The 11,979-nt window shown below is 73.9% G+C and carries 14 protein-coding genes; 8 read left to right on the plus strand and 6 right to left on the minus strand.

The features are described 5' to 3' along the window. The first annotated feature begins 69 nt into the window (after positions 1–69). The 4 genes from ACIQGQ_RS04545 to ACIQGQ_RS04560 all read left to right on the plus strand — a co-directional run bounded on the left by ACIQGQ_RS04545 (position 70) and on the right by ACIQGQ_RS04560 (position 4,365). Positions 70–930 (plus strand): DUF4429 domain-containing protein, encoded by an 861-nt coding sequence (locus tag ACIQGQ_RS04545; protein ID WP_402390576.1) that lies wholly within the window; start codon positions 70–72, stop codon positions 928–930. Between the two features lie 155 nt (positions 931–1,085). Continuing rightward, positions 1,086–2,417: a sensor histidine kinase gene (locus ACIQGQ_RS04550; RefSeq protein WP_402390578.1), complete on the plus strand. Its 1,332-nt coding sequence runs from the start codon at positions 1,086–1,088 to the stop codon at positions 2,415–2,417. Continuing rightward, positions 2,414–3,097 (plus strand): response regulator, encoded by a 684-nt coding sequence (locus ACIQGQ_RS04555; RefSeq protein WP_402390581.1) that lies wholly within the window; start codon positions 2,414–2,416, stop codon positions 3,095–3,097. Before ACIQGQ_RS04550 ends, ACIQGQ_RS04555 begins: the two co-directional genes overlap by 4 nt. Positions 3,098–3,321: 224 nt before the next feature. After that, a complete protein-coding gene (locus tag ACIQGQ_RS04560) occupies positions 3,322–4,365 on the plus strand; it encodes an alpha/beta hydrolase (RefSeq protein ID WP_402390584.1) in 1,044 nt (347 codons plus the stop codon). A gap of 10 nt (positions 4,366–4,375) precedes the next feature. On the opposite strand, the gene ACIQGQ_RS04565 is transcribed toward ACIQGQ_RS04560, so the two are convergent. The 5 genes from ACIQGQ_RS04565 to ACIQGQ_RS04585 form a co-directional block, all read right to left on the minus strand. Then, positions 4,376–5,392 carry an aldo/keto reductase gene (locus ACIQGQ_RS04565; protein WP_402390587.1) on the minus strand — a complete coding sequence of 339 codons (1,017 nt, stop codon included), beginning with the start codon at positions 5,390–5,392 and terminating at the stop codon, positions 4,376–4,378. Then, positions 5,392–5,853, minus strand: coding sequence for a MerR family transcriptional regulator (locus tag ACIQGQ_RS04570; RefSeq protein WP_402390590.1), 462 nt, complete (start codon positions 5,851–5,853; stop codon positions 5,392–5,394). The genes ACIQGQ_RS04565 and ACIQGQ_RS04570 overlap by 1 nt, the downstream gene beginning before the upstream one ends. A gap of 68 nt (positions 5,854–5,921) precedes the next feature. Next, entirely contained in the window at positions 5,922–6,215 is a 294-nt protein-coding gene (locus ACIQGQ_RS04575) for a hypothetical protein (protein ID WP_402390593.1), read from the minus strand. Positions 6,216–6,281: 66 nt separating this feature from the next. Beyond that, complete coding sequence (locus ACIQGQ_RS04580; RefSeq protein WP_402390596.1) at positions 6,282–6,773, minus strand: hypothetical protein; 492 nt, start codon at positions 6,771–6,773, stop codon at positions 6,282–6,284. Positions 6,774–6,934: 161 nt separating this feature from the next. Continuing rightward, the gene (locus ACIQGQ_RS04585; RefSeq protein ID WP_402391951.1) at positions 6,935–7,831 is read right to left on the minus strand and encodes an NADP-dependent oxidoreductase; all 897 of its coding nucleotides are present in this window, start codon (positions 7,829–7,831) and stop codon (positions 6,935–6,937) included. Between the two features lie 138 nt (positions 7,832–7,969). Here ACIQGQ_RS04585 and ACIQGQ_RS04590 point away from each other — a divergent pair, with 138 nt between their 5' ends. Continuing rightward, the gene (locus tag ACIQGQ_RS04590) at positions 7,970–8,374 is read left to right on the plus strand and encodes a winged helix-turn-helix transcriptional regulator (protein ID WP_402390600.1); all 405 of its coding nucleotides are present in this window, start codon (positions 7,970–7,972) and stop codon (positions 8,372–8,374) included. A 43-nt stretch (positions 8,375–8,417) separates the two neighbouring features. Continuing rightward, the gene (locus ACIQGQ_RS04595; protein ID WP_402390602.1) at positions 8,418–9,239 is read left to right on the plus strand and encodes a serine hydrolase domain-containing protein; all 822 of its coding nucleotides are present in this window, start codon (positions 8,418–8,420) and stop codon (positions 9,237–9,239) included. A 55-nt stretch (positions 9,240–9,294) separates the two neighbouring features. Here ACIQGQ_RS04595 and ACIQGQ_RS04600 read toward each other — a convergent pair whose 3' ends face one another. Then, positions 9,295–10,200: a hypothetical protein gene (locus ACIQGQ_RS04600; RefSeq protein WP_402390605.1), complete on the minus strand. Its 906-nt coding sequence runs from the start codon at positions 10,198–10,200 to the stop codon at positions 9,295–9,297. Between the two features lie 176 nt (positions 10,201–10,376). On the opposite strand from ACIQGQ_RS04600, the gene ACIQGQ_RS04605 reads away from it, so the two are divergent. After that, on the plus strand, positions 10,377–10,955 hold the full coding sequence (locus tag ACIQGQ_RS04605; RefSeq protein ID WP_402390607.1) for a TetR/AcrR family transcriptional regulator: 579 nt from the start codon (positions 10,377–10,379) through the stop codon (positions 10,953–10,955). A 25-nt stretch (positions 10,956–10,980) separates the two neighbouring features. Then, positions 10,981–11,946, plus strand: coding sequence for an alpha/beta hydrolase (locus ACIQGQ_RS04610; RefSeq protein WP_402390609.1), 966 nt, complete (start codon positions 10,981–10,983; stop codon positions 11,944–11,946). Positions 11,947–11,979: the final 33 nt, after the last annotated feature.

Consider the following 11,979-nt stretch of genomic DNA (forward strand, 5'->3'; position numbering starts at 1 on the left):
AGCGGGCCGCCGGAGCCGGGCCGCTTCGAGGGGGGACACACGGAGCAAGTGCCGCATACGATGAGGCACATGGGTGATGTGCTGGCCGGAATTCATGCCACCTGGGAGTTCGAGACCGACTCCGTGCTCATCCGCTTCGAACGGGGAATCCGCACACCGAGGCTCTTCCAGAGCCTGCGGGAGCGACGCGTACCGCATGCGGCGCTGTCGTCGGTGACGCTGACCCCGGGCAAGCGAGGCACGGTGGTCCTGCATGCCATGCCCAGACCCGGGGCCGACCCGCTGATCGAGGCGGCCGACGGGCAGCTGAAGGACGGCTGCGATCCGTACCGGCTGGTGCTCCCCGGCGACCGGAGCACGCTCGCCGAGTACTACGCGGACGAGCTGCGCGCCCGGCTCGGCCCCGACGCGGCCGAGCCCGCCGACCGCTTCCTGGTCACCGCGCCCGAGGCACCGCTCCACTTCAAGGCGTACGACGGCCGGGCCGGGTTCGACGGGCAGCGGGTCTCCTTCCGCTGGTTCTGGACGGGCGCCTCGTCGGCGAAGTGGAAGGCCGGGGACCAGAGCTTCGCGGTCTCCGAGCTGAGCGGGGTGGAGTGGCGGCTGCCGGAGGGGCTGGACGGGTATCTGCGGCTGCTGCCGAGGGACCGGGAGCCGTTGCGGGCCGACCAGGACCCGGCCGCGGTGGTCTTCAGCCTCGGTTACGGGGCGGTGCACGAGTCGCTGCCGTTCGCCGCGGCGGTCCTGGAGTCGGTGCGCAGGAACCATTCCTCGGCGCCGGTGCCCGCCGCCGTCCTGGCGGGCGCGGCCCGCCGCGACCCCGCCGACATCGCCGACCGCATCCGCCACCTCGGCGAGCTCCACCAGGCCGGACTGGTGACGGACGACGAGTTCAGCGCGAAGAAGGCCCAGCTCCTCGCCGAGCTGTAGGGCCGGTCGTACGGGGTACGACCGGCCGTCGGCGGACGGACCGGAACCGGGCGTGACGGGGCCCCGTCTCGTACGGGGGTATGACCGGCCGGGCAGCGGATCGAAACCGGGGTATGACGCGGCCGGGCACATCCGCTGCCTAGGCTCGTGCGGCCATGACCTCTTCCACTCCGCCTCCCCCACTGCCCGTCGCCGACGGGCTGGTGAGCGCCGCCCGCCGCAATCTGCGCGGCATCGTCCACGGCCTCGCCCACCCCTCGCACCCCCCGGTCCCACCGCTCGCGGGCTCGCCCAGGCGGTGGCGCCGGCTGGTCCCGTACGTGGTGGTGTTCGCGCTGACGGCGCTCTTCCTGCCGGTCACGATCACCGTGCTGACCAACGAGTACGGGATGGGCGACTGGCCGGCGGGGCTGCTGGCGGTGGCTCAGGCGGGGCCGCTGCTGATGCTGGCGCACCGCCCCCTCCAGGCGTGGTGGATCGTGTTTCCCGCCGGCGTCCTCGGGGCGCTGGTGCTGCTCGCCCATCCGCAGCCCACGCAGGGCATCTGGCCGTGGCCGCCGCCCACCCTGTTCTGCTTCCTCTTCCTGCTGCTGGCGGTGGCCCTGCGCGAGACCCGGCGCACCACCGTCGCCGTGTGGGCGCTGACCGCCGCCGCGAGCCTGGTCCTGCACCTGTCCGTCCCGGAGCGCAGCAACGGCAGCGCCGGGCTGCTCGCGGCCTTCGGCGCGGTGGTCATGGTCATCGGCGCGGTGGTGCGGGAACGGGGCGTGGCCCAGCGCAGGCTGGCCGAGCAGGAGACCATCAGCGTCGCGGAGCGGGCCCGGCGGACACTGCTGGAGGAGCGCACCCGGATCGCCCGCGAGCTGCACGACGTGGTCGCGCACCACATGTCGGTGATCACGGTCCAGGCGGACTCCGCGCCGTACCGGATCAGCGGGCTGCCGCAGGAGGTCCGCGAGGAGTTCGAGTCGATCGCGGCGAGCGCGCGGGAGTCGCTGACGGAGATGCGACGGCTGCTGGCGGTGTTGCGCAGCGACGGTTCGGCGGGCGAGCGGGCGCCGCAGCCGGGGCTCGACCGGGTGCAGCAGCTGGTGGAGGCGACGGTGCGGGCGGGGCTGCCGGTGGAGCTGTCGATGGCCGCCCGGCTGCCGGACGTGCCGCAGGCGGTGGATCTGTCGGCGTACCGGATCGTGCAGGAGGCGCTGGCCAACGTGATCCGGCACGCGCCGGGTGCGCGGACCCGGGTGTCGGTCCTGACCGACGGTACGCATCTGATGGTCCTGGTGGTCAACGACCTTACGGAGAAGCCCGGTTCGCCGCTGGAGCCGGATTCGTCCGGGACGGGGCACGGGCTCGTCGGGATGCGGGAGCGCGTACGGTTGACGGGCGGCACGCTGGACACCGGGCCGCTGCCGGGCGGCGGCTTCCGGGTGGCCGCGCGGCTGCCCCTGACCCCTGTCGCCCCCGCCGCCCCGGAGGACTCTTGACCATCCGCGTGATCATCGTCGACGACCAGGCCATGGTGCGCGCGGGGTTCGCGGCGCTGCTGGCGGCGCAGAGCGACATCGACGTGGTCGGGGAGGCGCCGGACGGGCGCCGGGCCGTCGAGGTCAGCCGGTCCGTCCTGCCGGACGTGGTCCTGATGGACGTCCGGATGCCGGAGATGGACGGGCTGGCGGCCGCCCGCGAGGTGCTGAACCCGCCGCCCGGGGTGACGCACCGGCCGAAGGTCCTCATGCTCACCACCTTCGACGTGGACGACTACGTGTACGAGGCGCTGCGCGCGGGGGCGTCCGGCTTCCTGCTGAAGGACGCGCCGCCCGCCGACCTGATCTCGGCGGTGCGGGTGGTCGCGGCGGGCGAGGCGCTGCTGGCGCCCTCGGTGACCCGCCGGCTGATCGCGGACTTCGCCCGGCAGGGCCCGTCCGGCGCCACCCGCGGCGGCCAGGCACTGCGGCTGAACGGACTGACCCCGCGCGAGACGGAGGTGCTGGAGCTGATCGCGCGGGGGCTGTCCAACCAGGAGATCGCGGCGCGGCTGATCCTGGCGGAGCAGACCGTGAAGACGCACATCGGCCGGGTCCTGGCCAAGCTGGACCTGCGCGACCGGGCGCAGGCGGTGATCTTCGCGTACGAGGCGGGGGTGGTGGTCCCGGGCGAGGCCTGAGGACCCCGGAGCCCGTACACCCCCTACCCAGGTACCGGTCCGTGGTTGGCCCCCGGGTGCGATGTCCTCGCACCGGGGGTCTTTCTACGTTTCTCCCCGTCACGCCGTAGGGCGGGTCCGGCGGATCGGGGGCGGGCAGGACGGCACGGCCCCGGCCATGATCTTCCGGGCCCGCCCCCAGGGCCCGCCGTCGCCGGTCGGGCCGCAGCAGGGGGAGGAACGGGATGCGCCGTTACGCGAGGACTCTGGTCGGGCTCGCGCTGGCCACCACCATGGTCACGGGGACGGCCGGCTGGGCGTCCGGGAGCGCGCAGCGGGCGCTCACTGGGCCGCCGCCGGGCACCGCGTCGTGGCGGGCGGACCACACCCGGGGCACACTGCCGGATCCGGAGCGGGCCACTCCGGCCGAGGTGGCCCGGTTCTTCCGGGGGCTGACCCCGTCGCGGCAGCAGGATCTGGCCGTACGCCATCCGCTGGTCGTCGGGAATCTGGACGGCGCCCCGGTCGGGCTGCGCTACCGGGCCAACGCCCTCGCCCTGCGGGCGAACCACGACCCCCGGTACGCGCATCTCGGCGGAGGCCGGGGGCGCCGGATCCTGGCGTTCGACCCGCGCGGGCGCGGTCAGGTCGCCGAGGTCTTCGGGGACCTGCGCTCCGCGCGTCGCGTCGCGGTGGTGGTGCCGGGCTCGGACATCGACGCCGGGACCTTCGACCGTACGAGCGATGTGTACGGAACCCCGGCGGGCATGGCGAAGGCGCTGTACGCGCGGACCGGGCCCGGGAGCGCGGTGGTCGCGTGGGCCGGTTACACCACGCCCGTGGGCCTCGGCGTCGACGCCGCGACGGGCACGCTCGCCGAGGCCGGGGCGGACCGGCTGGCCCGGTTCACCGACGGGCTCGCCGCCGACGGGGTCCCCGCGCCCGCCGTGTTCTGCCACAGCTACGGCTCCGTGGTCTGCGGGCTCGCCGCCTCCCGGCTGCGCGTCCGGGACCTGGTCGTCCTCGGCTCGCCCGGGATGCGCGCGGAGAGTGCCGCCGCGCTGCACACCCGGGCCCGGGTGTGGGCCGCCAAGGACGCCACGGACTGGATCGACCGGGTGCCGAACGTCCGGGTGGCGGGGCTGGGGCACGGCCCGGACCCGGCGGGCCCGGAGTTCGGGGCGCGCCGGGTCCCGGCCGAGGACGCCCGGGGGCACACCGGCTACTTCGTCCCGGGTACGGACTCGCTCCGCGCCTTCGCCGCGATCACCGAGGGGACGGCGCGGTGAGCCCGGGAGCCTATTCGCGCGCCGTGGCCGTGTTGCTCATGTCCGGGTAGCGGTCGCCCGCCACCTGGCCGGCGATCGGCTCCAGCAGGGCCAGCTCCTCGGCGCTCAGGGTGAGCCGGGTCGCGGCGACGTTCTCCAGCAGCCGGCTGCTCTTGCGCGTACCGGGGATCGGGACCACGGCCAGCTGGTGGACCTGGGCGCGCTGCTGCACCCAGGCGAGGGCGACCTGGGCGGCCGTCGCCCCGTGCGCGGCGGCGATCTTGTGGACGGGCTCCAGCAGGGCGGCGTTCTTCTGCGCGTTGTCGCCGGTGAAGCGGGGCTGGTACTTCCGGAAGTCGCCGTCCGACAGCTCCTTGGCCGCGTCGGTGAACGCCCCGGTGAGGAAGCCCCGGCCGAGCGGCGAGTACGGCACGAGCGCCACCCCCAGCTCGGCGGCGGCCGGTACGGCGCTGCGCTCGACGTCCCGGCTGAAGAGCGACCACTCCGACTGGAGCGCCGCGATCGGGTGCACCGCGTGCGCCTCGCGCAGCTCGGCCCCGGTCACCTCGCTCAGCCCCAGGTGCTTGACCTTGCCCTGCCGGACCAGCTCGGCCATCGCGCCGACGGACTCGGCGAGCGGGACGGCCGGGTCGCGGCGGTGCATGTAGTAGAGGTCGATGACGTCGGTGCCCAGCCGCCGCAGGCTGGCCTCGACGGCCGTACGGATGTACGCGGGGTCGTTGCGCACGCCCCGGTAGTGCGGGTCGTCGTCCCGGCGCTCGATGGCGAACTTCGTGGCGAGGGTGATCTCGTCCCGGTGCGCGCCGACGAACGGGGCGAGGAAGGTCTCGTTGGCGCCGCTGCCGTAGATGTCGGCGGTGTCGAAGAGCGTGACGCCCGCCGCCAGCGCCGTCTCCAGCGTCTCGCGGGCCGCGGCCTCGTCGGTGTCGCCGTAGAACTCGCTCATGCCCATGCAGCCGAGCCCCTGCACGCCGACCCGCGGGCCGCCGTCGCCGAGCTCCACCGTGGTGATCCTGTCGTCAGTCATCAGGCACAGGGCCTTTCCGGCGCCGTCCGGGCGCTCGCGTAGAAGTCGATCTTGTGGTCGAGCACGGCGAGGGTGTCCCGCAGCTCCGCGATCCGCGTCCGTACGTCGCGGCGGGTCGCCTCCAGCAGCTCCTGGCGCTGCTCGAAGGTGTGCTCGCCCTCGCGCAGCAGTTCCGCGTACCGGACCATGTCGGCGACCGGCATCCCGGTCATCCGCAGCTTGCCGACGAAGGCCAGCCAGTCCAGGTCCCGGTTGGTGAACCGGCGCTGGCCGGTGTGGGACCGGTCGACGTGCGGCATCAGCCCGATCCGCTCGTACCAGCGCAGGGTGTGCGCGGTGAGGCCGGTGAGGGCCGCGACCTCGCTGATGGTGTACCGGTCCCGCCCCTCGGGACGCGGATGGGGCTGCGGGGGCGCGGTACAGACGTCCACCCTCGGGGAAGTGCTCTCCATCACCGTCATGCCCTCCACGCTAGAACCTTGGAGTGCACTCGAAGCAAGCGCGCCGGACACCCCGGCCCGGGAGGCCGCTATTCGGGGCGGATCAATTCCGACAGCGACCGCAGGTGCCGCGGATTGTCCGGTTCGAACGACTGGAGCCCGGATTCGGGCCAGTAGGCGCGTCCGTCGATCCACGGCACCACCACCGTCCCCGGTCCCATCCCCGGTTCGGTCCCTCCCGCCAGTACGGCCTCGCCGACGGGCGGTGGAAGCTCCCGGAACCGGTCGCGCAGCGGACCGTACCGAAGGGGCAGTAGTCCCAGCGGTTCGGCTTCGTCGTCCGCCGTATCGGCGAAGAGGACCAGCCAGGGAGCCTCCGTCACGTAGGGCGTTTCGTTTGGATCAGGCCGGGCTCGCGTGCCCCGGTGCTGCGCCTCGCCGCGTTGTCGTCACTCGCCGACGCTCCGCGTCGACTCCCTCCTCCGCCTTGCGATCCACAGCACCGGACCCCGCTCCCTGATCCGGCCTGATCCAAACGAAACGCCCAAGCTGTGCAGCAGCGTGTAGCGCACGCGCGGCCCGGTCCGCCGCGCCGCACCCGCCATCCGCAGCGCCCGTCGGCCGCCGACCACCGCGAGGCCGAGGACGAAGACCGTCAGCAGGGGCAGGGAGTAGATCCAGACCGGAGCGTCGGCCCCGGGGTACTGTGCCTTGACGAGCAGGGTCGCCCCGTCCACCGCGAGCACCAGCGCCAGCAGGGGCAGCTGCGCCGCGCGCCGAAGGCCGCGAACCCGCCACCACGCGGCCCGCCGGACATCCGCCTCCGGGCGCACGACCGGCGCCTCCAGCCCGCGATAGGCCGCCTGGCTGACCGCCGCATCAGCCAGGGTGGCGTACGTCGGGGAGTCCTCCTGGCGCTCATGTGCCTGGAACGAGGTCACGCCCTCTCCCCTCCGCACGGCTGCCTGACGGAAACGCTCACCGTGCAGACCGGCACCAGGAAGAGAACCCGCGCCCAGCGAGTCATCTCCGCCCCCCTTTGCTCGTCCCCGGACGACCCGCCCCGCCACCCCCGCACGGAACGAGCCGAAGGCCCCGGTGCTCAGGGTACGAGGACGATCCGGCCGCGCAGGCCGCCTTCGGCCAGGCGGGCGTGGGCCTCGGCCGCTCCGGCGAGCGGGTAGGTCGCGGCGACGCGGGCCAGCACCTCGCCCCGGTCGGCGAGGCGGGACAGTTCGGCGAGCCGGGCGGCGTCGGCCCGTACGTCCAGGGCGCCGACCCGGACACCGCGCTCGGGCGACGGTTCCCGGCCGGGCCACAGGCCCACGTAGGCGCCGCCGTCCCGGACCGCGGCCAGCGCCTCCTCGCCCAGCCCGGCAGCGTCGAGCACACCGTCCCAGCCGCCCGGCGCGGGCCGTTCGCCCCGGGGCAGGAAGTGGCCGGCGCCCCTGGACCGGAGGAACTCCTCGTCGGCGGGCGAGGCGAGCGCGGTGACGTCCAGCCCCTGGAGGTGCGCGAGTTCCACCGCGTGGGCCCCGACCGCCCCGGCCGCCCCGGTGACCAGCAGGCCCTGCCCGGGGCGCAGCGCCAGGATGTCCAGCGACTGGGCGGCGGACAGCGTGTTGAGGGGCAGCGTCGCGGCGTGTACGTCGTCGAGGCGGGCGGGCGCCGGGGCGACGGCCTCCGTGTCGAGCACCACGTACTCGGCGTGCGTGCCGAGCGGGGTGCGGTGGCCGGTGGACAGGCCGATGACCCGGTCGCCGGGGACCTGCTCCGCCCCGGGGCCCACGGCGTCGATCGTGCCGGCGACGTCCCAGCCCAGCCCGATCCGCTCGCCCTCGCCGCCGAAGACGCCGGAGCGCATGGCCGCGTCCACGGGGTTCAGCGCGGCCGCGGCCACCTTGATCCGCACCTGGCCGGGGCCCGGAACGGGAACCGGGACCTCCGTGATCCCGACCGCCTCGGGACCGCCGAAGCGGGACACGGTCGCGGCATGCATCAGCATCGTCGTTCTCCTCACAACAAGGGGGCGGCTGTGGGCCGGTTCTCCGTGCCCGGCCGTACGGCGCCATGATGGAGGGGTACGGAGTCCGCCACAAAAGGCACACGCGTGTGCGGAAGAGGAGGGCCGCAGGCCATGGAGGCAGTCCCCCGGCCCGTCCCGCCCGGCCCCTGCTCCCGCTGGCCGGCCGAGAACGGCGAGGTCATCCGGCAGATCGTCGAGCGGGCGGGCGACAAGTGGGCGGTGTTCGTGATCGGCGCCCTCCAGGACGGGCCGCTGCGCTACACCGACCTCCAGCACGCCGTCCCCGGCGTCTCCCAGCGCATGCTGACGTACACCCTGCGCCAGCTGCGCCGCGACGGCCTCGTCACCCGGACCTCCTACCCCGAGGTGCCGCCGCGGGTGGAGTACGCGCTGACCGGTCTGGGGGCCACGCTGCTCTCCGCCGTGGCCGCCCTGATCGACTGGGCGGGCACCCACCACGACGAGATCGCCGCCAACCGCGCCCGCTTCGACGCGGCCACCCCGCCGTCCTCCTGATCCGCCCGGGGCCCGTCCTCCCCCGCCCGTTACGCTCGTACGCATGCAGAGCCTGGCGATGACCGACAACTGGCCCGTCCCCACCGCGGCGGCGGCCGTCGTACGAGCGGACGGCACGGTCGTCGGTACGCACGGCCCGACCGCGCACCGCTTCCCGCTGGCCTCGGTCACCAAGCCGATCGCGGCCTACGCGGCGCTGGTGGCCTACGAGGAGGGCGCGGTCGAGCTGGACGAGCCGGCCGGGCCCGAGGGCGCGACCGTACGGCATCTGCTCGCGCACACCAGCGGGCTCGCCTTCGACGAGCACCGGGCCATGGCCGCGCCGGGCACCCGGCGGCTCTACTCCAACGCGGGCTTCGAGGTGCTCGGCGACCACATCGCCAAGGCCACCGACATCCCGTTCCCGGAGTACGTGCGCCAGGCCGTGCTGGAACCGCTCGGGATGACGGCGACCACGCTGGACGGCTCGCCCGCCAAGGACGGCGTCTCGACCGTCGACGACCTGGTCCGCTTCGCCGCCGAGGTGCAGGCCCCGCGCCTACTCGACCCGCGTACGGTGGCGGCCGCGCAGACCGTCGTCCACCCCGGCCTGAAGGGCGTGCTGCCGGGCTACGGCCACCAGAACCCCAACGACTGGGGCCTCGGCTTCGAGATCCGCGACTCCAAGTCCCCGCACTGGACGGGCAGTTCGTCGTCCCCGGCGGCCTTCGGCCACTTCGGGCAGTCCGGCACGTTCCTGTGGATCGACCCGGTCGCGGGCGCCGCGTGCGTCGCCCTGACCGACCGGGCCTTCGGCCCGTGGGCCGTCGAGGCGTGGCCCCCGTTCACGGACGCGGTCCTCGCGGAGCTGCGCGGCGGCCGCTGAGCGGGCCCGGGCGACGGGCGGCCCGCAGGCCCTCCCGTCGCCCTCCCGGCAGGGCTCAGCCGTCCCGCAGCAGGACGTGGAGCGGCCGGGCGGCCGCTTGCGCCCGGGGGCGGGTGAGGTACAGGGCGGTGTGGAAGTGGCCGTCGGTCTCCTTCCCCCGGGGATCGTCACCGGCCGCGGCCACCGCGCCGACGGCGTACCGCTGCTCGTCCTCGTCGGTGAAGCGCCTCTGCGGATACGTGCGGGAGGTGTCCTTCTCGGTGGTCATGCCCAGCCGGGCCAGGCCGTCGGCGATGTCCCGGTAGGAGCCGGTGCGCAGCACGAAGGCGGCCACCCACGGCTGCTCCCGCCTGCCTTCGAGCAGCGCCCGGAAGGTGCGGGCGGACAGGAAGCTCGCTCCGCCGGTCACGGTGATCAGACGCGTGCCGCGGGTGGCCCGGTGCAGGGCCGGGCTGGGCTCGGCCGCCTCCAGGTTCTCGGCGAACCCCTCGTCGACGAGACCGGCCTCGCGTCCGTAGGCGACGGCCGGTGCGGAGATGTCGAGGCCGATGACGGGCACGGCGTCCGGGCGGCGGCGCGCCGCGTAGTACGCGCGGTCCGATGCGATCAGCTCGGCGGTCGTGAGGCGGGCCACCTCGGGCGAGGTGTAGCGCTCGCGCAGTTCCTCGAACGTCACATGGTGGTTGAGCAGGGCGGCGTTGATGCCGTAGGAGCAGCAGATGTCCAGGACCGTGGCCGGTGCCCCGGCGTCCGGGACGCCGTCCGGTCGTCCGGGGGACCCGTCGAAGCCGGCGAGGGGCAGGAGCCCGCGGAAGACGCTCTGGGCGTGATGAGGTGTCTGGTACCCCAGGGGCCCCAGCGCGCCGAAGTACGGCCGCGGGTCCGGCTGACCGTAGATGTCGTCGAAGCGGGTCATCCGCGCGGGCGTGACCGGTGTGTGCTGATTCCGAGCGGCGGTCATCGGAAGCCTTCCTGTCCGGAGGAGGTAGGCATAGCGCATCGCGCCGCGGGCCGGGAAGACCGCCGAAGAGGATGACGGGGATCCGGCCCTCCTCGACGGTGGCGCACAGGGCGGAGAAGCCCTCGAAGGACCGGTCATTTTTTACACTCTTCGAGTCTGGTGTTAAATTTGTAGCCATGTCCAAGGTCAGTTCCTCCCAGCTCGTGCTCGACGCCGCCTACCGCTGCTTCTGCCGCAACGGCTTCCGGCGCACCACGGTCTCCGACATCGTCGACGAGACCGGAATGTCGCGCCCGACCGTCTACAAGTACGCGGGGAGCAAGGAGGAGGCGATCACCAAGGTCGTCCGCTCCCTGCTGGAGCGGGCCCGGGAGGCGGCGCGGGAGGCGGCCGAGGCCGCGGGCACGCCCGAGGAGAAGATCCTCGCCGTGCTCACGGTGAAGCTGGAGGTCGCCATCAGGCTGTGGCAGGACAGCCCCGCGCACGCGGCGGAGCTGCTGTCGGCCGCCACCGCCCAGGCGCCCGGGCTGGTCACCGAGTACACCGACCGTCTCGCCGAGCTCCTGGTGGCGGCCCTGTCCGGCATCGCCCCCGATACCGCGAAGCAGGCCGCCGCCGTCCTGCTCACCTTCACCCGCGGCCTGGAGGAGGACCTGCGCGACGCCGACGCCGTACGCCACGAGCTGCGCACCGGCACGCGGATGATCACCCGTGGGGCGCTCGCCCGCCCCGTCCCGTCCCGGCCCGGCCACTGACGGGCCACCGGCGAAAGGCACCGCCATGAGCAGCACCGCACCCATGTACTACCGCGACCAGCAGGCCTGGCGCGACCTCCAGCAGTTCCTGCCCGAGCACCTGCGGCTGACCGACGCCACCGCGCCCGAGGAGGAGTTCTGGAACTGGCGCGGCCACCGCGTCCACCTGGACCGCTACCGGAACCCGGACGCGGGGGCCAAGGTCGTCCTGCACCACGGGGTGGGCACCAACGGCCGCCAGATGTCCCTGATCCTGGGCGCCCCGCTCGCCCGGCGCGGCTTCGAGACCGTCTCCCTGGACAACCTCGGTTACGGCCTCACCCGGGTCGGGCCCGGTTCCGTCCCGTCGTACGACGACTGGGTCGATCTCGTCGTCGACTTCCTCGCCTTCGAGCAGTCCCGTGACGACCGCCCGATCGTGCTCTACGGTCTCAGCGCGGGCGGCATGCTCACGTATCACGTCGCCGCCAGGGCCCCCCGTGACACCCTCGCGGGCATCGTCGGCATGACCTTCCTCGACCAGCGGGACCAGCGGGTGCGCGACGAGACCGCCCACGACAGGCTGACCTCGCGCGTGGGCATCCCCCTCTTCCATCTGCTGGCCAGGACCCCCGCGGCCCGTATGAAGTACCCCATGACCCTGGCCTCCAGGATGTCGGCCCTCGCCAACGACCCGGCCGCGCTCGACGTGATGCTGAGGGACCGCACCTCCGCGGGGAACTGGGTCAGTGTCCGCTTCGTCGACCGCTACGGAAACTACGCCCCGGCCGTCGAACCCGAGGACTTCGACGCCTGCCCGGTTCTGCTCACCCAGCCCGCCGAGGACCGCTGGACCCCGCTCCACCTCAGCAGCCCCTTCCTGTCCCGCATCACCAGGGTCCCCGTCGACACCGTCATGCTCGACGGCGCCGGTCACTACCCCCTCGAAGAACCCGGCCTGACGCAGATGCAGGACGCCATCGCCGACTTCGTCACCGCCCGCACCGCGTGACCCGGACACTCCTGCCCTGTACCGGTCACCGGC

It is taken from the genome of Streptomyces sp. NPDC092952, from assembly GCF_044754785.1.
GTDB lineage: Bacteria > Actinomycetota > Actinomycetes > Streptomycetales > Streptomycetaceae > Streptomyces.